This window comes from Buttiauxella gaviniae, assembly GCF_040786275.1.
Lineage (GTDB): Bacteria > Pseudomonadota > Gammaproteobacteria > Enterobacterales > Enterobacteriaceae > Buttiauxella > Buttiauxella gaviniae_A.
Genome location: NZ_JBFMVT010000002.1, coordinates 1,755,036 through 1,775,695 on the forward strand (window position 1 = coordinate 1,755,036; position 20,660 = coordinate 1,775,695).

At 51.8% G+C, this 20,660-nt stretch carries 21 protein-coding genes; 8 read left to right on the forward strand and 13 right to left on the reverse strand.

The features are described from left to right. Positions 1-80: 80 nt before the first annotated feature. The 4 genes from AB1E22_RS08815 to tusA form a co-directional block, all read right to left on the reverse strand. Positions 81-1,367 carry a TRAP transporter large permease gene (locus tag AB1E22_RS08815; RefSeq protein WP_367594991.1) on the reverse strand — a complete coding sequence of 429 codons (1,287 nt, stop codon included), beginning with the start codon at positions 1,365-1,367 and terminating at the stop codon, positions 81-83. A 13-nt stretch (positions 1,368-1,380) separates the two neighbouring features. After that, complete coding sequence (locus AB1E22_RS08820) at positions 1,381-1,890, reverse strand: TRAP transporter small permease (protein ID WP_367594992.1); 510 nt, start codon at positions 1,888-1,890, stop codon at positions 1,381-1,383. Positions 1,891-1,924: 34 nt separating this feature from the next. After that, entirely contained in the window at positions 1,925-2,908 is a 984-nt protein-coding gene (locus AB1E22_RS08825; RefSeq protein WP_367594993.1) for a TRAP transporter substrate-binding protein, read from the reverse strand. 198 nt (positions 2,909-3,106) lie between these two features. Continuing rightward, the gene (gene tusA, locus AB1E22_RS08830; protein WP_367594994.1) at positions 3,107-3,352 is read right to left on the reverse strand and encodes a sulfurtransferase TusA; all 246 of its coding nucleotides are present in this window, start codon (positions 3,350-3,352) and stop codon (positions 3,107-3,109) included. Between the two features lie 174 nt (positions 3,353-3,526). Between tusA and AB1E22_RS08835 the strand changes: the two genes are divergently transcribed. Together AB1E22_RS08835 and AB1E22_RS08840 are read left to right on the forward strand one after the other, a co-directional pair. Beyond that, positions 3,527-4,192, forward strand: a complete 666-nt coding sequence (locus AB1E22_RS08835) for a 7-cyano-7-deazaguanine/7-aminomethyl-7-deazaguanine transporter (protein WP_367594995.1) — start codon at positions 3,527-3,529, stop codon at positions 4,190-4,192. A 72-nt stretch (positions 4,193-4,264) separates the two neighbouring features. Further along, on the forward strand, positions 4,265-4,819 hold the full coding sequence (locus AB1E22_RS08840) for a DcrB family lipoprotein (RefSeq protein WP_367594996.1): 555 nt from the start codon (positions 4,265-4,267) through the stop codon (positions 4,817-4,819). Here the strand turns inward: AB1E22_RS08840 and AB1E22_RS08845 are convergent, their stop codons facing one another. Next, positions 4,820-6,046, reverse strand: a complete 1,227-nt coding sequence (locus tag AB1E22_RS08845) for an MFS transporter (protein ID WP_437178377.1) — start codon at positions 6,044-6,046, stop codon at positions 4,820-4,822. Between the two features lie 136 nt (positions 6,047-6,182). On the opposite strand from AB1E22_RS08845, the gene AB1E22_RS08850 reads away from it, so the two are divergent. Both AB1E22_RS08850 and AB1E22_RS08855 read left to right on the forward strand, forming a co-directional pair. Continuing rightward, entirely contained in the window at positions 6,183-7,232 is a 1,050-nt protein-coding gene (locus tag AB1E22_RS08850) for an AI-2E family transporter (protein WP_367594998.1), read from the forward strand. 105 nt (positions 7,233-7,337) lie between these two features. Further along, positions 7,338-8,750 (forward strand): M24 family metallopeptidase, encoded by a 1,413-nt coding sequence (locus AB1E22_RS08855; RefSeq protein ID WP_367594999.1) that lies wholly within the window; start codon positions 7,338-7,340, stop codon positions 8,748-8,750. Here the strand turns inward: AB1E22_RS08855 and AB1E22_RS08860 are convergent. Together AB1E22_RS08860 and AB1E22_RS08865 are read right to left on the reverse strand one after the other, a co-directional pair. Then, a complete protein-coding gene (locus AB1E22_RS08860; RefSeq protein ID WP_367595000.1) occupies positions 8,721-9,968 on the reverse strand; it encodes an MFS transporter in 1,248 nt (415 codons plus the stop codon). The two genes, AB1E22_RS08855 and AB1E22_RS08860, sit on opposite strands and share 30 nt — an antisense overlap. Before the next feature lie 117 nt (positions 9,969-10,085). Further along, positions 10,086-10,970 carry a LysR family transcriptional regulator gene (locus tag AB1E22_RS08865; RefSeq protein ID WP_367595001.1) on the reverse strand — a complete coding sequence of 295 codons (885 nt, stop codon included), beginning with the start codon at positions 10,968-10,970 and terminating at the stop codon, positions 10,086-10,088. A gap of 213 nt (positions 10,971-11,183) precedes the next feature. On the opposite strand from AB1E22_RS08865, the gene AB1E22_RS08870 reads away from it, so the two are divergent. Both AB1E22_RS08870 and AB1E22_RS08875 read left to right on the forward strand, forming a co-directional pair. Further along, on the forward strand, positions 11,184-12,161 hold the full coding sequence (locus AB1E22_RS08870; protein WP_367595002.1) for an NAD(P)H-dependent flavin oxidoreductase: 978 nt from the start codon (positions 11,184-11,186) through the stop codon (positions 12,159-12,161). A 143-nt stretch (positions 12,162-12,304) separates the two neighbouring features. Next, the gene (locus AB1E22_RS08875) at positions 12,305-12,649 is read left to right on the forward strand and encodes a nitrous oxide-stimulated promoter family protein (protein ID WP_367595003.1); all 345 of its coding nucleotides are present in this window, start codon (positions 12,305-12,307) and stop codon (positions 12,647-12,649) included. A 52-nt stretch (positions 12,650-12,701) separates the two neighbouring features. Here the strand turns inward: AB1E22_RS08875 and AB1E22_RS08880 are convergent, their stop codons facing one another. Further along, positions 12,702-13,901 (reverse strand): NAD(P)/FAD-dependent oxidoreductase, encoded by a 1,200-nt coding sequence (locus tag AB1E22_RS08880; protein ID WP_367595004.1) that lies wholly within the window; start codon positions 13,899-13,901, stop codon positions 12,702-12,704. Positions 13,902-14,130: 229 nt separating this feature from the next. On the opposite strand from AB1E22_RS08880, the gene pitA reads away from it, so the two are divergent. Further along, positions 14,131-15,633 (forward strand): inorganic phosphate transporter PitA, encoded by a 1,503-nt coding sequence (pitA, locus tag AB1E22_RS08885; RefSeq protein WP_367595005.1) that lies wholly within the window; start codon positions 14,131-14,133, stop codon positions 15,631-15,633. A 198-nt stretch (positions 15,634-15,831) separates the two neighbouring features. Here the strand turns inward: pitA and uspB are convergent, their stop codons facing one another. After that, positions 15,832-16,167, reverse strand: a complete 336-nt coding sequence (uspB, locus tag AB1E22_RS08890; protein ID WP_034460561.1) for a universal stress protein UspB — start codon at positions 16,165-16,167, stop codon at positions 15,832-15,834. Between the two features lie 490 nt (positions 16,168-16,657). On the opposite strand from uspB, the gene uspA reads away from it, so the two are divergent. Then, a complete protein-coding gene (gene uspA / locus AB1E22_RS08895) occupies positions 16,658-17,095 on the forward strand; it encodes a universal stress protein UspA (RefSeq protein ID WP_034460563.1) in 438 nt (145 codons plus the stop codon). A 51-nt stretch (positions 17,096-17,146) separates the two neighbouring features. On the opposite strand, the gene AB1E22_RS08900 is transcribed toward uspA, so the two are convergent. The 4 genes from AB1E22_RS08900 to prlC all read right to left on the reverse strand — a co-directional run bounded on the left by AB1E22_RS08900 (position 17,147) and on the right by prlC (position 20,659). Then, the gene (locus AB1E22_RS08900; protein WP_367595006.1) at positions 17,147-17,461 is read right to left on the reverse strand and encodes a CcdB family protein; all 315 of its coding nucleotides are present in this window, start codon (positions 17,459-17,461) and stop codon (positions 17,147-17,149) included. After that, entirely contained in the window at positions 17,461-17,640 is a 180-nt protein-coding gene (locus AB1E22_RS08905) for a type II toxin-antitoxin system CcdA family antitoxin (protein WP_367595007.1), read from the reverse strand. Before AB1E22_RS08905 ends, AB1E22_RS08900 begins: the two co-directional genes overlap by 1 nt. Before the next feature lie 215 nt (positions 17,641-17,855). Next, positions 17,856-18,608: a 16S rRNA (guanine(1516)-N(2))-methyltransferase RsmJ gene (gene rsmJ, locus AB1E22_RS08910; protein WP_367595008.1), complete on the reverse strand. Its 753-nt coding sequence runs from the start codon at positions 18,606-18,608 to the stop codon at positions 17,856-17,858. An 8-nt stretch (positions 18,609-18,616) separates the two neighbouring features. Beyond that, positions 18,617-20,659: an oligopeptidase A gene (gene prlC / locus AB1E22_RS08915; RefSeq protein ID WP_367595009.1), complete on the reverse strand. Its 2,043-nt coding sequence runs from the start codon at positions 20,657-20,659 to the stop codon at positions 18,617-18,619. Position 20,660: the final 1 nt, after the last annotated feature.

A 20,660-nucleotide genomic window follows, 5' to 3' on the forward strand; every position in this document is an offset into this window, starting at 1 on the left:
GGCGCTAGCGCTTACCCGACCTACAAAATCCCGGTTCGTAGGGTGGATAAGCGTCAGCGCCATCCACCGATTAGAGCGAGTTAATTCATCCCTAACGCATGCGGCAGCCAGAGCGAAACCGCCGGGATATACGTTACCAACCCCAGCACCACCAACAACATGGCGTAGAACGGCAACATCGCTTTCACCACCACTTCGATCTTCTGCTTGCTCACCGCACTGGCGACAAACAGCACCGAACCGACCGGCGGGGTGATCAAACCAATCCCTAAATTCACCATCATGATCATCCCGAAATGCACCGGATCAATACCCAGTGAATTGGTCACCGGCAGCAACACCGGGGTCAGGATCAAGATGATCGGCGCCATGTCCATCAGCGTGCCGATCAGCAGCAACATGATGTTGAGGTACATCAGAATCACGTATTTGTTATCAGACAGCGAGGTGAAGAACTCGGTGATGCGCGACGGCAGTTGCATGTACGTCATTACCGCGCCAAACGCCGCTGCGAAACCAATCAAAATCATGACGATAGAAACAGTTTTTACGGTACGGAACATTAGCTTCGGCAGTTCGTTCCACTTGTAGTCACGATAGATAAACATGGTGACGAAGAACGCCCAAACGCAGGCCACGGCCGCTGATTCCGTCGCGGTAAACACTCCCGTCAGAATCCCGCCGAGGATGATAACCACCGTCATCAGGCCCCACAGGGCATCGAAGAAAATCTTTATCGCTTGTTTAAAGGGAATGCGCTCACCCTTTGGGTAACCGCGTTTATGGGCAAAGCCCAGGCAAAGGATCATCAGGCAGAAACCGAGCAGTAACCCCGGCAAAACCCCGGCGATAAACAGCGTGGCAATGGAAACCGTGCCCCCTGCCGCCAGCGAATAAATCACCGAGTTATGACTTGGGGGAATTAAAATGGCCTGCACCGAGCCGCTCGCCGTTACGGCCGCTGCATATTCGCGCGGATACCCCTTTTTTTCCATTTCAGGGATCATCACGCTGCCGATGGATGCCGTGTCCGCCACTGACGATCCAGAAATCGCACCGAAGAAAGTGGACGCCACGATATTCACCAGCGACAGGCCGCCGCGAATAAAGCCAACAAAGATATAGGCAAAGTTGACCAGGCGACGGGCAATGCCCCCTTCGGCCATAATCGCACCCGCGAGAATAAAGAACGGTATCGCTAACAGAGTAAATTTATTCACCCCGCTGGTGATTTGAATCATGATCGCTTCCAGCGGCAAATCTATCCATAGCGCACCAGCAATGGCACTTAGCCCAACGGCAAAGGCCACCGGCATTCCCACCGCGAGCAGCACGCCAAGCGTTGCGAGTAATATAAATGCGTCCATGTTTCCCCCAGCCTTAACCGTGATTACCAAGCAGCACTACCGGACGGTTCTCTTGAGAACCAAACAGCAACCGCTCGACAACGAACAAAATCAGCAACACCGCGCCAACGGGCAGCGGCAAGTAGGTTTGGCCGGAAGTGAGCACCGGAAATTCAGCAACAGGTTGTTCCCACAAATCTGCGCACAGGTAGTAGCTGTAATAAAACATCACCACCGAAATCAGCAGCATCAGTAAATCAACGACACGCGCGCAAAACGTCTGCAATGCCAGCGGCAGACGGTCTGTCAGCATATTCACCGCGATATGCGAACCGGCGCGGTAACTGACCGCCGCGCCAATAAACGTAAAGGTCACCATGCAGATTATTGCCACTGGTTCCGGCCAGGACTCTCCACGGTTAAGGACATAGCGTGAGAAAATCCCAATCGGAATAATGACCGTCATCACCAGCAGAGATAGCCCCGCCACAAACATCGCCAGCAAATAAACTTTATCCATCACATCTGAGTAGCGTTGGGACATAAGATGCCCTCCACGAAAGCGTTAGCGATAAAAATTACTGAACATCAGAGATGGCTTTCATCAGATCCTGATGCTTATCGCCGTACTCTTTGCGCACCGGCTCAGTCGCTTTCACAAACCAGGCTTTGTCGATTTCGTGGAACTGAACGCCACCGGCTTTCATTTTTTCCAGCGCTTGCGTGTTATAGGCATTCCACAACTCGCGCTGTTCCATTTGCGTGTCACGCGCCAGTTTGAGGATTTTTTGCTGTTGGTCAGGCGTTAATTTGTCCCACTTCACTTTTGAATAAAGCAGCATTTCTGGCGTGATGAAGTGGCCGCTCAGCGTGTAGTTTTTCGCGACCGGCATGTAGTTGTGGGCAATAAACGTCGGTGGATTGTTTTCGGCACCGTCAATAACGCCGGTTTGCATCCCGCTATACACTTCGCTCACGCCCATCGCGACCGAGTTGGCCCCCATGTCTTTCAGCGTGGCTAACGCAACCGGGCTGCCCTGAACGCGGATTTTCATCCCTTTCAGATCTTCCGGTTTCACCACCGGGTTTTTGGTAATCAGGTTACGCGTGCCGGAATCCATCCAGCCGAGGAACACCAGGCGCGATTTCGGGTTATTGGTTAGCTTATCGCCAATTTGCTTGCCCAGATCGCCGTCGATCACTTTGTGCATATGATCTTCATCGCGGAACACGTACGGTAGGGTAAAGACTTCGACATCCGGCAGAATTGCGGCAACCGGCGCCATCGAAACGCGGATCATGTCGATTGCGCCCATTTGCGCCTGTTCAATCATCTGTTTTTCATCGCCCAGCACGCCGCTGGGGAACACTTTAATCTCTAAATCACCGTTAGTTTCTTGCTTGAGTTTTTCACCCATATGCTGAACCGCCACCACGTTTGGATAGCCTTCCGGATGAACATCAGCGGCTTTAATCACTTGTGCAAGTGCGCTTTGCGCAAACAAAACGGATGCGGTAGACAGACATAAACCAGCGAAAGCAGGCAGAAAAGTCTTCTTCATTGTGTCGCTCCAGCAGAGGTAGGGATGTGAGGTAAGAAGTAAAACAATGTTTTATTTTGTCGTTTAAAAATTAGACTACGGGGAAAAAAGCGAGGGTGAAGCACTTCACAAAAAGCGACAAAAAATGAAATCGAAGTTCAAGGCAGATGCAAAGAGGGTTCAGAAGCCCAAAGCGGGGAGCAAAGGGCTATGGCGAAATTATTGGCCTTTACGCAGCAGGTATTGGTAAGGCAATGATTCCACTTGTTTCGCAAGCAGTTCGTGTTCCATAAAAACACAAAAACCGGGGATGTCACGCGTAGTCGCGGGATCATCAGCGATCACCAGTAAGGTTTCGCCAGACTGCATACCGCGGACGGTTTTACGGACCATCATTACCGGTTCAGGGCAGCGCAGGCCCAGAGCATCAAGCGTATGGTCAGGATTGGAAAAAAGATCGGTCATGAGCAGTCTCGGATTTAACAAACCGCGCTAGTTTACGCCGGGCAGATTATCGCGCAAGTCACGTGAACGATTGCGCTAAAATTAACCATTGCAAAGCGGGGTTAAAGCAGTATCATCGCCCCCGCTTTAAAAAGACCAGGGTTCCCTCACCCCTTTCACTAAAAAGGCTACAAAATGACGCAGTTCAATTCTACTCAGCGCACTAAAGCGCTGTTCTGGCTATCGCTATTCCATTTGCTGGTGATCACTTCCAGCAACTATCTGGTGCAATTACCGGTTTCGGTTTTTGGGTTCCATACCACCTGGGGCGCGTTCAGCTTTCCGTTTATCTTCCTCGCAACCGACCTGACGGTACGCATTTTTGGCGCGCCTCTCGCTCGACGGATTATTTTTGCCGTAATGTTGCCTGCGCTGATCATCTCCTATGGTATTTCCGCGCTGTTTTATATGGGCACCTGGCAAGGATTTGAGGCGCTTACGCATTTCAATCTGTTTGTCGCCCGTATCGCTACCGCAAGTTTCATGGCTTATGCGCTGGGGCAGATTCTGGACGTTCACGTCTTTAATCGGCTGCGCCAGAGCCGCTACTGGTGGCTTGCGCCAACGGCATCTACACTTTTCGGTAATATCAGCGACACGCTCTCCTTCTTCTTTATTGCTTTCTGGCGCAGCCCGGATGCCTTTATGGCGCAGCATTGGGTCGAGATCGCTATCGTCGATTACTGCTTTAAAGTATTAATCAGCATCGTGTTCTTCCTGCCAATGTATGGCGTCCTGCTGAATATGTTATTGAAACGACTGGCAGATAAGTCTGAAAGTTCGGCGTTACAGCCGGGTTGACGGTGGTTGAATTATCTTGTGATAAGATGCTGAGATTGGCCGAAAAGGCTTGCTAACGTAAAGGAAGAAGTCATGGGTAACCTGGTAAAATATGTCGGTATTGGCCTGCTGGTATTGGGCCTGGCCGCTTGCGATAACAACGACAGCAAAACCGCAACCACACCTGCGGCGGAAAGTAGCGCAGCCGGTCAACCGATTAGCCTGCTGGACGGGAAAATCAGCTTTGCGCTGCCTGCGGATATGACCGACCAGAGCGGTAAAGTGGGAACTCAGGCAAACAACATGCACGTCTATTCTGATGCAACTGGTCAGAAAGCGGTGATTGTGATTGTCGGTGAAAACACACCTGACGATTTGGCGGCTTTAGCAAAACGTCTTGAAGATCAGCAACGCGCTCGTGACCCACAGTTGCAAGTGGTGACCAATAAATCCGTTGAGATCAAAGGCCACACGCTGCAACAGCTCGACAGTATCATTTCAGCCAAAGGCCAGACCGCTTACTCATCCGTAATTCTGGGTAAAGTGGATAACCAACTGTTAACCATGCAGATAACGCTGCCTGCGGATAACCAGCAGCAGGCGCAAACTGCCGCTGAAAACATCATTAATACCATCACCATCAAGTAATTATTGTGATGATGAAACGGTCTCCGGTTGCTCAATCGGAGGCCGTTTTTTTAGCTGCCACGCCATGACCAATGCGATACAAACCAGCATCGCTGCCGCAAGATAAATCAACGACACACCCGCGTAAGCCATCACAAATCCGGCTAATGGCCCGGTAATCCCCAGCGATAAATCCATAAATACGGTATACATCGCCAGTGCGCTGCCCTGGTTTTGTTGCGGCACCCTTTTCACCGCCACTACACCTAACGCCGGGAACACCAGCGAGAAACCCGCACCGGTCAGGAACGTGCCAGCTTTCGCCATCCAGGGCTCAACCGCAAAGCCCACAAATAACAAACCGATAATCTCGACCAGGAAACAGATCATCGCCACATTCAGGCCGCCAAGCCGGTTAATGCCATTCGGGAAAAGTAAGCGAGTGCCCACAAACGCGCAGCTAAATAGTGTTAATGCGAAAGCCGCGCCGTCCCAACCTTTGGCGTCATAAAACAGCGTAATGAAGGTTGCGATAACGCCAAACCCCGCCGATGCCAGCGCAAGTGCCATACCGTAAGGCCAGACGCGCCCAAGCACCGCACGAAACGGCAGCGGTTTGCCTTTGCTGGCTTTTACCGCCGGGCGTGGGAGCGCCAGCAGCACCGCAATCAGGGCCACCGCCATAATAATTCCGGCTAATAATTTGAGCCCGCCGAGGTGATAGAACAGCACGCCCAGTGGCGCACCCATCGCCATCGCGCCATAGGTGACAATACCATTCCAGGAAATCACTCGCCCGATATGTAGCGACCCCACGACGCCGACACCCCACAGGGTTGACCCGGTGCCCGCAAAACTTTGCCCAATTCCTAAAATAACGCGCCCCAGGCAGAGCAACACCAGGCTTACCAACGGCCAGGCACTGCCCAGCGCCGCGAGCATGTAGCTCATGCCGCTGAGGAAGCAGCCGCACAAACCGAAAATGACGATTTTTTTCGGGCCCAGAATATCCGCGTAGCGCCCGGCATGAGGGCGACTCAACAGCGTGGCGAAATATTGCAGACTAATCACCAACCCTGCCCAAAACGCACTGTAACCCATGACGTCATGAACATAGCCGGGCAGCACCGCCAGCGGCAGGCCAATGGTCATATAGCTGGCGAAGTTGAACATCACTACGGAGACAATCTGTAGATTGAGGCGGAAACTGCTTGTGGCAGGGGCGGGTGTGAGATCAGGCATAATCATTCACTTATAAAACAGCGTTCCCCAGTATAACCACGTCGCGTTTCACATTTCAGCTACAGACTTTCAGACTCAACCTGCAAGTGAGAAACAAACGAAGCGCTACACTAAGAAGATCCCTCGTAGACAGGACCTTTTCATGCTTTCTCCAGAACCCGATAAAACCGGGCTACATATCCTTTTAAAGCTCTCCGCGCTGGTGATTATTCTCGCCGGTATTCATGCTGCGGCAGACATTATCGTCCAGCTTTTGTTGGCGCTCTTTTTTGCCATTGTACTTAACCCGCTAGTCACCTGGCTTATCCGCCGGGGTGTGAATCGCCCGCTGGCGATTTCGATGGTTGTGTTTGCGATGCTGGTTGTGCTGACGATGTTGGTCGGCGTGCTGGCAGCGTCGATGAGTGAATTCATCGATCTGATGCCGAAATACAACAAGATGCTGACGCAAAAGGTCTACGAAATCGAAAAAATGCTGCCGTTTATGCATCTGCGATTATCGCCTGAACGCATGTTGCAGCGTATGGACTCAGAAAAAGTGATGTCTTATGCCACAACCCTGATGACGGGTCTTTCCGGGGCGATGGCCAGCGTTTTGCTGCTGGTGATGACGGTCGTATTCATGCTGTTCGAAGTGCGCCACGTTCCTTACAAACTGCGCTTTGCTCTCTCGAATCCCAAAATCCATATCGCCAGCCTGCACCGCGCCCTTAAAGGCGTGACACATTATCTGGCGCTAAAAACGCTTATTAGCTTGTGGACCGGGCTGATTATTTGGCTCGGGTTGGAATTGTTAAATGTACAGTTTGCGCTGATGTGGGGCGTGCTGGGCTTCTTATTGAATTACATCCCGAATATCGGCTCGGTGATTTCTGCTATTCCGCCGATGATTCAGGCATTTCTCTTCAACGGCACCTATGAAATGGTGCTGGTCGGCGTGCTATTCCTGGTTGTCCATATGGTGCTCGGCAACATTATCGAGCCGCGAATGATGGGCCGCGGGCTGGGAATGTCGACCTTCGTGGTCTTCCTCTCATTGCTGTTCTGGGGATGGCTACTCGGCCCGGTGGGCATGTTGCTTTCAGTCCCGCTGACCAGCGTCTGTAAAATCCTGATGGAAACCACCAAGGGTGGAACCAAACTGGCTGTGTTACTGGGTCAAGGGAGGCCGAAAAGCAGATTGCCGGGGTAGGAAAATGTATTCACTTATCATTTCTCTTAACGAAAAAACGGCTTCGTTTGCTGCAAGATAAATTAAGGTTCATGGTGTGGAAAAGGAAAAAGGAGTGCTAAACCCATGCCACAAACCGATTCATCTTTTACCCTGGTCGCCATCAAGCAGCCGGAGATTTACCCTGGCATCCCGAGCGTTACATTAAACGACCAGACGATTCAGGAACGCTGCCGCAAAATACTGCAGGGTATGGCGCTACAGAACCTTGATTCGCTGGTCATCTACGCCGATAAAGAGCATGGCGGAAATTTTGAGTATTTGACCGGCTTTATTCCGCGCTTTGAAGAAGCCTTGCTGGTGCTGCACAAAAATGGCGAAGCGGTGTTGGTGCTGGGAAATGAAAACCTCAAATTGGCGCAGCACTGCAGAATTTCAGCAAGGCCGGTGCATGCCCCGTGGTTTTCTCTCCCCAACCAGCCTATGGAAACGGCGCTTTCGCTGAGCGAAGTTTTACAGTCTGCCGGGCTAACCGGAAAGCAGCGCGTCGGCGTTGCGGGCTGGAAACTCTTCACCAGCACACACGAAGACACGACCTCGCTGTTTGATATTCCAACCTTTATTTTTCAGGCGCTCCAGACCGCTCTCACGCCTGCATGTGAATTACTGAACGCCACCCATTTGTTTATTTCGCCACGCGATGGGGCTCGCATAATCAACAACGCCAATGAACTCGCCCATTATGAATACGGGGCAAACCTGGCATCGAGTGCGGCCCTAACCGCGTTAAATGCGATTGAATTGGGGAAAACGGAAAAGTCGATTGCCGCATTGCTGGCTGCCGAAGGGCAAGCGAATAACGTGGTGACCATTGCCGCAACAGGCGAGCGTTTTGACAACGCGAATTTATACCCTTCGGATAAAAAAATTCAGGCTGGGGATAAATTCTCATTAACCGTGAGCTACAAAGGCGGTTTAACCAGCCGCGCGGCGTATGTGGTAAACGAAGCCGAGGAACTTCATGCAGACGTAAGAGATTATCTCGACGTGGTTGCCATTCCCTATTATCGCGCGGTCGTAAGCTGGCTTGAAAATATGCGCATCGGCGTGAAAGGCCATGAAGTGTATGAGCTGATTGAGCGCGTTCTGCCGAAAGCTGAATACCACTGGCACCTCAATCCGGGCCATTTAGTTGCTGACGAAGAGTGGCTTTGCTCGCCGATTTACCCGGCATCAGATATTCCTTTAGCCAGCGGAATGCTATTGCAGATCGACATTATTCCCTCACGCAAAGGCTATGCCGGCGCCAGCATCGAAGACACCATCGCCCTTGCGGATGAATCATTGCGTCTGCAAATTGCGGCTCTTTACCCTGAGCTGTGGCAGCGAATTTCCGCCCGCCGGGCGTACATCCGCGATGTGCTAAATATTCAACTGCACGATGATGTTCTGCCGCTTTCTAATACCGTGGGGTATTTGCGGCCTTATCTGCTCAATAAGTCGTTCGCATTATGTAGAAACGTGCGTCGAACGAGCTGAATTATCAAGCCGCCGGATTGAGGGAGTAAAGCTGGCGGCGAGAGTCGCCAGCACCACAGCGATGGCCGAAGCGAGCAACACACGCGTGGTGCCGTAGTGCATCGCCAGCGGGCCTGCGGCAAGCTCACCGATGGGAATGGCGACAAAAGATCCCAGAGCGTCATAGGCATACACGCGCGCCAGTTTCTCCGGCGGAATATGGGTTTGCAGAGAATGCGCCCAGACGACGCCGAATAAGCCAAAACCTACCCCAGCAATAAAAAAGGCGGTCATAAGCATTGGCGTTGATGGCATCAGGCCAAGAATTGCAATTGGCCCGGCACAAAACACCACCAAAATAGTGCCGATCAATAAGTCCCGCTTTGGTCGCCATCTCAGCGCAATAAAAGAGCCCACAATCAGGCCAGCGCTTTGCGCAGCGATTGCCATACCCCAACCTGCGCGGCCAAACGTGGCATCTGCAACCACTGGGCCAAGCACCATCATTACGCCGCTGAATGCGGCATTAACGATGGTAAATTGCACCACGATGGCCCACACCCAGGAGCGGGAAATGAATTCAGCCCAGCCGTCTTTTAAATCCTGAAAGAGGTTGGATTGCGTACCGATTGGTTTTGCTGAAAGAGTGCGGGTCATTAAATAGAGCGGTGCCGAGGCCGCAAAACCTAACGCGTCAATCGCAAGCCCCCAACCCGGCCCCATAACGCTAATCAGCACGCCGCCTAACGACGCGCCAATTACCGTCCCGCCATAAATCCCCAGTTGAATAAAAGCGTTAGCTTCCCGCAGGCTATGCGGTGGAACAGTCAGTGGAACCATGGATTGTGAGGCTGGCAGCGAAGTGCCCGCTGCCGCACCGTTTATCGCCCCCAGAAGCGCGAGCAAAGTAATGGTTGCCGATCCATCCAGAACCAAACAGGCGACAACTCCCTGAGAAACTGCGGCGATAGTGGAGGAAAAAAGCAGAACTTTGCTTCGGGAATAGCGATCGGCGAGCACACCGCCAATCAGCAAAAAGGCGACGTTAAAAATAGAACGAGCGGCAATAACAATGCCCAAATCAGCCGCGGTGCCGCCCATATCGAGCACAGCAAAAGCCAGTGCGATAGGCGCAATTCCATTGCCCAAAACCGTCAGCAGGCGAGCAAAAAATAAATTGCGGAAAGACGCATAGTGAAATGCCCGTTTTGAAGACAACGCTGCTGTTTTTTCGCTCACTACTTACCCTGCTTGCGGCCTGATGACCCAGATGAATTGACACAGAAGTGTGTCGTCTAACCCCATTTTTGACAATAAATTTTGCTGGCAAATTGGGGACATACGGATAACGGATTCCTACAACAACGTCTCTAACCACTCGGCAAATACCCGCACTTTGCGAGAAAGATGGCGATGCGGGTAAAGCAGTGACAATTTGCGCTGAGGTGCGGGGTAATCCGGGAGCACTTCCACCAGGCGACCGCTATCGAGATAAGGCTGTAAGAAAACATTCATGCCCTGTAGCAGCCCAATACCAGCCAGCCCGGCGGCAATATAGGCTTCGGAGTTATCCAGCACCAGCTTACCGGGTAGGTGGATTTCTTCGATGCCCGACGCAGTCTGGAATGTCCACGGCAGAATCTGGCGACTGTTGCTGTTAATCCAGTTCACGGCCTGATGATGCTGCAAATCTTCCAGCGTTTCTGGCCTGCCGTGAACCGCAAGATACGCAGGGCTGGCGCAGGTCGTCATTTTAATATTGCCCATAGGACGGGCGATATAGTCCCCATCTTCCAGCGCCCCCATGCGCAATACACAATCGAGCCCGTCACGCAGCATATCGCGACGACGATCGGAGCTACTCAGGATGATTTCTATGTCGGGGTGCTGCCGGTAAAAATCAGGAAGATTCGGCACGACCCGTAATGCGGCAAAAGCGATTGGCATATCCACACGCAGTTGCCCGTGCAGGGCATTGTTGGGAGCGAACGACTCCAGTAAATCATCCGCCTGTGCCAGCAAGGGTTTGCTGCGGCGATAAAACTCTTCCCCTTCGGGCGTCAGATTAATCCGCCGCGTTGTCCGCTGTAATAAACGCACGCCGCTGTGCTGCTCTAGTTGTTGCAGGGCTTTGGTCACTGCGGGACGGTGGATTTGCAGGTTTTCCGCCGCCTGGGTAAAACTCCCCGACTCAACAATTTCGATAAAAATCTTAATGGATTCAAAAAGATTGATTTGCATCGCGCGCTTCTTTTAAAGGGAGGGAAATAAACTGGAGGCCCATATTGTTACTTATTTTGTAATAGTGATGAATTGTTTTCGCTATTTTTCTGAATAGTTTCACTCCTTACACTCTCCCCATTCCGAAAGCTGAGATGCCCGCAGCACCCTTTCGAAACCTAAAACTATTTTAAGGTGGCCTGTTGCAGGCCGCCTGAACAAGGAAATTCCGTCATGCAAAATAACCGTATCTGCCAGATTCTTGGCATAGAAAAAGCTGTGATTCAGGGGCCTTTATCCTGGCTTACCGATGCCCGTTTAGTCGCTGCCGTCAGTAATGCCGGAGGGCTTGGCGTGTTGGGTCCAAACGCAGGTTTAACGGCCGAAACCGCGGTTTCCACGCCGGAAGAGACGGCCGAAAAAATGCGCGAAGAAATTCGTAAAACTAAAAAGCTGACCGAAAAACCTTTTGGCGTAAACCTGATCCCGACACCGGAGAACGATGTCTGGACGCCGCCAATTCTGCGGGTGATAAAGGAAGAAGGCGTCAAAGTCGTGGTTTACACCGGCTATGGCGATGGCGCAATAATCCCCGCTCTGTTTAACGAACTAAAAGAAGCGGGCGTCAGTATCATCTACCGCGATATCAATCCAACCCCAGAAAATACCCGCCTGGCCGAAGCCGCTGGCGCAGATATTATTGTAGCAACCGGTTTTGACGAGGGCGGTACATTGCCGGGCAAGGCTTTAGGGACATTTTCTATCGTGCCGCTGATTGCCGACGCGGTGCGGAACGTACCGGTGCTGGCGGCGGGTGGCATTACCGATAGCCGTACCGCAAGAGCAGCCCACGCCCTTGGAGCCAGTGGCGTATTCGCAGGCTCCGTATTCATCAGCACGGAAGAAAGCCGCGTACCCCAATCGGTGAAAGACAAAATCATCGAGGCCGACGGCCTGGATATGATGCTTTTCCGCACGATACCCGATTACTACCGTTCACTTCCCGGCAAACTGGCCGAAAAATTAGTACAGATGGATAAAGCGGGAGCCAGTAACGAAGAGTTAGGTAAAACGATGGGCGGTTTGCGCGGATTACGTATCGGCATGCTCGAAGGCAACACCGACGAAGGCTATATCTCACTGGGTACCGGCATCGGCAGTATCCAGGGTGTTAAAAGCGTCGCAGAAGTCGTTGATGAATTAGCCTTGTGAAAGTTTCCCGCCGTTTACGGCGGGATGCATTCCAACGCATTTTGACGGGCGTTCTGGCGCGGAGCAGTGATGATCTGAATAAAAAAGATGCATCTCATATTTAAAAGTGCATCATATATACCATTTATGAAATGGTAATCAGCATGTCCGGAAAACACATCGGCCGAGAGAAACTAACGATCGGTAAAATGATCGCTCTGTATGAACAAAAATGCCCTCAGGCTCTTCAGGAAGAAGGGCATTACCGGGCACTGAATTCCTACGCAGAAAAACGCCTTGATAGATGTGTTTTTGGCGAGGAAAAGCCTGCCTGCAAACAATGCCCCGTGCACTGCTATCAACCTGAAAAAAGAGAAGAGATGAAGCAGATAATGCGTTGGGCAGGGCCACGTATGCTTTGGCATCATCCGATATTAACGGTTCTTCACCTTATCGATGACAGGCGTCCGGTGCCGGAGCTGCCAGAAAAATATCGGCCAAAGAAATAGATCTGCCTGTCACAGGCCTGGCCGATATTATCTTGTATCCTGACGCCCTTTATTATTTGGACACATCAACCAAATCCTGAGCACAAGCCCAGGCTGAGCTCCACGCCCATTGGAAATTATACCCACCTAACCAACCACTTACGTCCATAACCTCACCGATGAAATAAAGGCCTGGCGCTTTTTTGGCTTCCATCGTACGCGAACTCAGTTCGTTGGTATCGACCCCTCCCAACGTCACTTCTGCGGTGCGGTAACCTTCTGTGCCGTTCGGCTGCACGCGCCAGTTTTGCAGGGTTTCGATTAATTCGCTTTGCTGACGCCCATTGAGTTGTTTAAGGGTGACGTCAGGAATTTGCTCAAGAAGCTGCAAACACTCGACCAAGCGTTTCGGCAATACCATTGCCAGGGTATTTTTCAGGCTTTGATTCGGATGGGCGTTACGCTGATCGTTGAGAAGCTCGTCCAGATCGGTATCCGGAAGTAAGTTAACGCTCACAAACTCACCAGGCTGCCAGTAACTGGAAAGCTGCAAGACCGCAGGGCCAGATAATCCACGGTGGGTAAACAGCAAACTTTCACGGAAGCTGACGCCATTTTCCGCAGTAATCACTGACGGAACAGAAACGCCCGACAGCACCTGTAACTGCTCGAGTAACGGCTTGTGCAGGGTGAATGGCACCAGACCGGCGCGAGTTGGCAATACTTTCAGCCCGAACTGCTCCGCAATTTTGTAGCCAAACGGCGTGGCACCTAAGCCAGGCATGGAGAGGCCGCCTGTTGCGATGACCAATTTTGCCGCTTGTACGGTGTCACCGTTTAATTGGAGGGTGTAGCCGTTTTCATCACGTTCTATTTCTAATACTTCACTGCGCAGGCGCGTGGTGACTTGCCCTTTTTCACATTCAGCAACCAGCATATCGACGATTTGTTGCGCCGAGTCGTCGCAGAAAAGCTGGCCTAGCGTCTTCTCATGCCAGGCAATGCCGTGTTTACCGACCATGTCGATAAAATCCCACTGGGTATAGCGCGCCAGCGCAGATTTGCAAAAATGAGGGTTTTGGCTGAGATATGCCGCAGGTTCGACATAAAGATTAGTAAAGTTGCAGCGGCCTCCGCCGGACATCAGGATTTTACGGCCTGGTTTTTTCCCGTTATCGATAAGCAACACGCGGCTGCCTGCCTGCCCAGCCATCGCTGCACAGAACATTCCTGCGGCACCCGCACCAATAATAACGGCATCAAACTTTCCCACGACCTACTCCCGACTATGCTTAATGCAAGGAATTGTAAAGATAGCGGGCTGGTCGCACCAGCTAAATGCGTCTTAACAATTGCAGGTGATTGAAAATAAATATGTAAATCTTTTCGTTGTTTGACTCTGAACGAACAAACATCAAGAAAAGTCCATATTTCTGTTGGCGCATTACGGAGTTGTCTTACATAATGCGCCGCGTTCATGTCCTCAAAATGGCGTAACGTCTATGGAATTTCTGTTTACCGGCCTGGATCTGCATACCGGGCTATTGTTATTACTTGCTCTGGCATTTGTTCTCTTCTACGAAGCGATCAATGGTTTTCATGACACTGCAAACGCAGTGGCAACGGTTATTTATACCCGTGCAATGCGATCGCAACTCGCGGTGGCAATGGCGGCGTTATTTAACTTCCTCGGCGTTCTGCTCGGCGGATTGAGTGTTGCGTATGCGATTGTGCATATGTTGCCAACCGATCTGCTGTTGAACGTAGGGTCCGCTCATGGCCTCGCCATGGTGTTCTCTATGTTGCTGGCCGCTATCATTTGGAACCTCGGCACCTGGTATTTTGGTCTGCCGGCTTCCAGCTCCCATACGCTTATCGGTGCCATCATTGGTATTGGTTTGACGAATGCATTGATGACCGGCACGTCGGTTGTAGATGCATTGAACATCCCGAAAGTGATTGGGATTTTCATGTCGTTAATCCTTTCTCCACTTGTGGGTCTGGTGATTGCGGGCGGGCTAATCTTTTTGTTACGTCGCTACTGGAGCGGCACCAAAAAGCGCCGCCGTATCCACCTCACACCTGCTGAGCGCGAAAAACAAGACGGCAAGAAAAAGCCTCCATTCTGGACACGTATCGCCCTGATTATTTCTGCCATTGGCGTGAGTTTCTCTCATGGCGCGAATGACGGTCAGAAAGGTATCGGCCTGATCATGCTGGTACTGATTGGTGTGGCTCCTGCGGGCTTTGTGGTGAATATGAATGCTTCCGGCTACGACATTGCTCGTACCCGCGATGCCATCACTCACCTCGAGCAGTACTATGCGCAGCACGGCGATGTGATTAAGCACGTTGTCGATCTCAATCCGGCCATCCCTACGCCTGAAGAAGTTCAGGGCCAGGATAAGCCTGCTGAGTTCCATTGCGATGCCAGCCGCGCCATGATTGCCGTGCAGCGTGCGAAAGAGCTTCTGGGCACTATCGATAGCTACGACAAGCTGAGCATCGAGCAGCGCAGCCATATGCGCCGTCTGTTGCTTTGCATCTCTGATACCTCAGAGAAAGTCGCGAATCTGCCGGAAACCAAACCGGACGATAAGCGCTTCCTGAAAGAGCTGAAAACTGACCTGCTGTATACCATCGAGTACGCACCAATCTGGATCATTATGGCGGTCGCTCTGGCGCTCGGCATCGGGACCATGATTGGCTGGCGTCGTGTGGCGACCACTATTGGTGAGAAGATTGGTAAGAAAGGTATGACGTATGCGCAAGGTATGTCCGCGCAGATGACAGCCGCCGTCTCCATTGGTATTGCAAGCTACACCGGTATGCCGGTTTCCACGACTCACGTGCTTTCTTCTTCCGTAGCGGGGACGATGGTGGTTGATGGTGGCGGTTTGCAGCGTAAAACAGTGACGAACATCCTGATGGCCTGGGTGTTTACATTGCCGGTGTCGATTCTGCTTTCTGGTTGCTTATACTGGATTTCACTGCACTTTATCTAGATCGTGATGGTTAAACGTCGGGTGGCGCTAGCGCTTACCCGACCTACGATTTGTAGGGTGAATAAGCGAAAGCGCCACCCGACCTACGATTTGTAGGGTGAATAAGCGAAAGCGCCATCCACCGCAAAACCACTCAGAATAGATAAAACAAAAGCGGGTCAGTTAACTGGCCCGCTTTTTTTTATGCGCCCTGCTGGCCTAATGCCAGATCATGAGCCCGATGAGGCTTATCACCACCAATCCACACAACGCGCTCGTCAAAATGAACTGGCGGCGTAGACGTTCACAGCGGCGGATAAACTCATCGTCGTGATGGTCCAGATAACGCTGGGCGTAGATATAACTCACCAGGCGAATCTGTTTACTGGGCTGGCCGTGAGCGGTAAAAAAACCGCCGCCATCGACATACTGATACAGCAGCGGATCGCACCCGCGCAGTACCACCAGCAACGCGCGCAAAGATGAGTAATAACGCGCCATATTCACAACACAAACTACACAAAGCGCCCAAAAAAGCGCGACGGTGCTGATCATCATATATCCCCCCCGGTGAAGCCCCAGAACATCACGCCAGAGCAACCGCACACCCCGAAAACCAGAAAGACCGTTCAGCGAGCCCAAAAAGCAGATCCGGTTCACATTACTATACCCAATGGATTTCGAATTACAGGCAGGCGGCAAGAGAATAAGTCCCGATGAGCTTACACTGGTAAGTGATTCGGGCAATTGAACGCAGCCAACGCACATGCAACTTGAAAGACGACGGGTATATTCCGGAACGGCTTATTTAATAGTGTAGGAGATCCGTTAATTTTTTTGCCACATCGTTAATCTTTATCAAGGCGATAACAGCCATTTTTGGCTTCAATGGAAAAAAGGGTGACGCATTGACGGTTTCTATCGTTCGTTATAGGGTAGAAATATCATCTATAATTTAGGTCTTTACACGCGGGTGGCGCTGGCGAACACGCATCGTGCTATCCGACCAGGCTGGTCATCGACATCTTATGGAAGGAGTAAAATTATGGCTTACAAACACATTCTGATCGCGGTAGATCTCTCCCCGGAGAGCAAAGTACTGGTGGAAAAAGCAGTTTCTATGGCTCGTCCATACAACGCGAAGGTTTCCCTGATTCATGTCGATGTAAATTACTCCGATCTCTACACCGGATTGATTGATGTAAATCTGGGTGATATGCAAAAGCGCATTTCTGAAGAAACTCACCATGCACTGAGTGAACTGTCTACCGGTGCGGGTTACCCAATTACTGAAACCCTGAGCGGCAGCGGCGATCTTGGCCAGGTTCTGGTGGATGCCATTAAGAAATACGATATGGATTTAGTGGTTTGCGGCCATCACCAGGATTTCTGGAGCAAACTGATGTCTTCCGCGCGCCAGCTTATCAACACCGTCCACGTTGATATGCTGATTGTTCCGCTGCGCGATGAAGACGAAGATTAAGGTTTAATAACCATGAAGCCCTGCAAGAATCGCGGGGCTTTTTCGTTTCTATCAGTAGCCATTTATTAAGAAATCAACGGCATCCCGAAGCTTATGCCTTTCAGGGCTTAAATCCTGAATGGGATACCCCAATTCTTTGGAAGGGATACCTGCCATCATATGGGTCAAAGCCACACAGTTTTGCCCTGCAATCGTGACCACCGGGCAAACTTTTTTGGGTGGTGGTACACCATTTTCTCTCAAGCCCGTAACAGGGATCACGAGAGCATGGTTCAGCACATTCGCAACAGGATGCTGCATATTGATCAGATAAGGGTAAGTTAGCCTATCCCCACCTTTGTTCTCATAAGCAACAAATTGTTCCATCAGAACGACCTGTGAAAGTCGCTAAACGATCCATTTTCTTCTACAAATTCGTTGAGAGCATCAATTGCCTCCCGGTTTTCTTCATACCAGCCAGCAGCTTTGTTTTCATGATGCTTTTCGAGCAAAACATCAGTTGGTCGAACGGATAGTTTGACTTCTACTTCCCTTTTACCAGGCATAGTGATCTCCATAACATGTACAGTCATAACTCGATTTTAGAACATTATAATATTGAGCGGTTTTACTTAAATGCTGCAGTGAGATGAGATTGGGCTTTCTATGCGGGAATGAAAAGAGTGAACTCCATGTTCTTCGAGGGCTCTCGTAAAAAAGTTATGCACAAAACAACCGTGATAAATTTTTTTGCGAGAACCCCCGCAATGCAGGGGCTTAGTTACTCTGGCGTCCCCGGATAAATATCAAAGCGATGGCCTTTGGTCACCACCGCGTTATGCGTTTCCACACCACTGAGCGGCGGCGCGTAGTCGGGGCGTTTTACCACAACCCGTTTCATCGCCAGTTTCTGTGCGGGCAGCAACAAACCGTCGGCATCTTCATCCGGCCCCACCAGCGACTGAAACACACGCATCTCTTTTTTCACCAACGCACTTTTCTGCTTATGCGGGAACATCGGGTCGAGATAAACCACGTCCGGTCGCGGCGTAATATCGCTTAATGCCGTCAGGCTCGAGGCGTGGATCAGTTGCAAGCGCTCCTGCAACCAGCCGCCGATTTCAGCATCCTGATAGCCACGGCGCAGGCCGTCGTCGAGCAATGCCGCTACTACCGGGTTACGCTCAAGCATTCGCACCCGACAGCCCACAGACGCCAGTACAAACGCATCGCGTCCAAGCCCCGCCGTTGCGTCGACCACATCGGGCAGATAGCCGCTTTTGATGCCGACCGCTTTCGCCACCGCTTCACCACGCCCCCCGCCAAATTTGCGACGATGCGCCATCGCACCTGAGACAAAATCGACAAAAATGCCGCCGAGTTTTGGCTCGTCGCGTTTACGTAATTCGAGATGATCGGGTGTAAGAACCAGCGCCATCAGCGCGTCTTCATTGTGCGTCAGACCCCAACGCTCGCTTAAAAGAGATAAGGCGCCGGAGTCGGCGCCTGATTCAGTCAATAAACAGATTTTCACAGAATAACTTAGCCCTTGATGCCGTAATGAGCCAGCATCGCATCGAGCTGTGGTTCGCGTCCACGGAAGCGTTTGAACAGCTCCATTGGCTCTTCAGAGCCGCCACGGGTCAAGATGTTATCCAGGAAAGATTGCCCGGTTTCGCGGTTGAAAATGCCCTCTTCTTCAAAGCGCGAGAACGCATCCGCCGCCAGCACATCGGCCCACAGGTAGCTGTAATAACCCGCCGCGTAACCGCCCGCAAAGATGTGGCTGAACGCGTGTGGGAAACGACCCCATTTCGGTGATGGCACAACAGCCACCAGCTTCTTGATTTCAGCCAGCGTTTCCAGCACCTTCGCGCCTTGTTCCGGATTAAATTCAGCATGCAGGCGGAAGTCGAACAGGCCGAACTCCAGTTGACGCAGGATAAACAGCGCCGCCTGGTAGTTCTTCGCCGCCAGCATTTTATCCAGCAACTCTTTTGGCAGCGGTTCGCCTGTTTCAAAATGGCCGGAGATAAACGCCAACGCGTCCGGCTCCCAGCACCAGTTTTCCATGAACTGGCTCGGCAGCTCCACCGCATCCCACGGCACGCCGTTGATGCCGGAAACGCCCGCCGTTTCGACTTTGGTTAGCATGTGATGCAAACCGTGGCCGAACTCATGGAACAGGGTGATCACTTCGTCATGGGTAAACAGCGCCGGTTTGCCGTTCACCGGGCGGTTGAAGTTACAGGTCAGGTAAGCGACCGGTTTTTGCAGCGACCCGTCAGCTTTACGCATCTGGCCTACGCAGTCGTCCATCCACGCCCCGCCGCGTTTGTTTTCGCGAGCGTAAAGATCGAGATAGAAGCTGCCGCGCAGCTCATTTTTTTCATCATACAGCTCGAAGAAACGCACGTCAGAATGCCAGACATCAATGTCTTTACGCTCTTTCGCGGTGATACCGTAAATGCGTTTCACCACCTCAAACAGGCCATTAACCGCGCGGTCTTCCGGGAAGTACGGGCGCAGTTGCTCGTCGCTGATGCTGTACAGATGCTGTTTCTGTTTTTCGCTGTAATACGTGATGTCCCACGGTTCCAGCTCGGTGACGTTAAATTCTTTTTTCGTAAACTCGCGCAGTTGCGCCAGCTCAGCTTCACCCTGCGGGCGCGCACGTTTTGCCAGATCGGTTAAGAACTCGAGCACCTGCTGCGGGTTTTCTGCCATTTTGGTGGCGAGAGATTTTTCCGCATAGTTGCCAAAGCCCAACAGCTCCGCCAGTTCGTGGCGCAACGCGAGGATTTCTTCCATTACCGGCGTGTTATCCCACTTGCCTGCATTCGGCCCTTGATCGGAAGCACGAGTGGCATAGGCGCGATACATCTCTTCACGCAGTTCGCGGTTGTCGCAGTAAGTGAGTACTGGCAAATAGCTTGGAATATCCAGCGTCAGCAGCCAGCCGTCTTGTTCTTTCACTTCGGCCTGAGCTCGCGCCGCCGCCATTGCGCTTTCCGGCATACCGGAAAGTTGCGCTTCGTCGGTAATCAGTTTCGTCCAGCCTTGCGTCGCATCCAGCACGTTGTTGCTGTAGGTGGAGCCCAGCTCAGACAAACGCGCGGCAATTTCGCCATAACGCTTTTGCTTCTCTTCCGGCAAACCGATACCAGAAAGTTCGAAATCACGCAGCGCGTTATCAACAGCTTTTTTCTCAGCCACGCTGAGATCGGCGTAATTCGCACCGTCACGCAGGTTGCGATAAGCCTGATAAAGCCCTTCGTGTTGACCGACCCAGGTGCTGTATTCAGACAGCAGCGGCAGCGTCTGCTCATAGGCTTCGCGCAGTTCCGCGCTGTTTTGCACGGAATTTAAATGGCTAACTGGGGAGAAAATACGTCCCAGGCGATCGTCCACTTCAGCCAGCGGCTGGCAAAGGTTTTCCCAGGTATAAGGCGCACCCTGAGCCACGACACTTTCGACTTTCGCACGGCAATCATCCAGCGCTTGCTGCACGGCGGGGACGATATGTTCAGGTTTAAGAGCGGAAAACGGCGGCAGGTCGAAAGGCGTTAACAATGGATTAGTCATA

Bases quoted from the DNA above. Each gene is read 5' to 3' on its own strand.
- AB1E22_RS08845 (WP_437178377.1), bottom strand. From the start codon at position 6,046: ATGATTATGCCTGATCTCACACCCGCCCCTGCCACAAGCAGTTTCCGC.
- pitA (WP_367595005.1), top strand. From the start codon at position 14,131: ATGGAATTTCTGTTTACCGGCCTGGATCTGCATACCGGGCTATTGTTA.
- AB1E22_RS08850 (WP_367594998.1), top strand. From the start codon at position 6,183: ATGCTTTCTCCAGAACCCGATAAAACCGGGCTACATATCCTTTTAAAG.
- AB1E22_RS08865 (WP_367595001.1), bottom strand. From the start codon at position 10,970: ATGCAAATCAATCTTTTTGAATCCATTAAGATTTTTATCGAAATTGTT.
- AB1E22_RS08820 (WP_367594992.1), bottom strand. From the start codon at position 1,890: ATGTCCCAACGCTACTCAGATGTGATGGATAAAGTTTATTTGCTGGCG.
- AB1E22_RS08835 (WP_367594995.1), top strand. From the start codon at position 3,527: ATGACGCAGTTCAATTCTACTCAGCGCACTAAAGCGCTGTTCTGGCTA.
- uspA (WP_034460563.1), top strand. From the start codon at position 16,658: ATGGCTTACAAACACATTCTGATCGCGGTAGATCTCTCCCCGGAGAGC.
- AB1E22_RS08840 (WP_367594996.1), top strand. From the start codon at position 4,265: ATGGGTAACCTGGTAAAATATGTCGGTATTGGCCTGCTGGTATTGGGC.
- tusA (WP_367594994.1), bottom strand. From the start codon at position 3,352: ATGACCGATCTTTTTTCCAATCCTGACCATACGCTTGATGCTCTGGGC.
- AB1E22_RS08825 (WP_367594993.1), bottom strand. From the start codon at position 2,908: ATGAAGAAGACTTTTCTGCCTGCTTTCGCTGGTTTATGTCTGTCTACC.
- AB1E22_RS08875 (WP_367595003.1), top strand. From the start codon at position 12,305: ATGTCCGGAAAACACATCGGCCGAGAGAAACTAACGATCGGTAAAATG.
- AB1E22_RS08870 (WP_367595002.1), top strand. From the start codon at position 11,184: ATGCAAAATAACCGTATCTGCCAGATTCTTGGCATAGAAAAAGCTGTG.
- prlC (WP_367595009.1), bottom strand. From the start codon at position 20,659: ATGACTAATCCATTGTTAACGCCTTTCGACCTGCCGCCGTTTTCCGCT.
- AB1E22_RS08855 (WP_367594999.1), top strand. From the start codon at position 7,338: ATGCCACAAACCGATTCATCTTTTACCCTGGTCGCCATCAAGCAGCCG.
- AB1E22_RS08900 (WP_367595006.1), bottom strand. From the start codon at position 17,461: ATGGAACAATTTGTTGCTTATGAGAACAAAGGTGGGGATAGGCTAACT.
- AB1E22_RS08905 (WP_367595007.1), bottom strand. From the start codon at position 17,640: ATGCCTGGTAAAAGGGAAGTAGAAGTCAAACTATCCGTTCGACCAACT.
- uspB (WP_034460561.1), bottom strand. From the start codon at position 16,167: ATGATCAGCACCGTCGCGCTTTTTTGGGCGCTTTGTGTAGTTTGTGTT.
- AB1E22_RS08815 (WP_367594991.1), bottom strand. From the start codon at position 1,367: ATGGACGCATTTATATTACTCGCAACGCTTGGCGTGCTGCTCGCGGTG.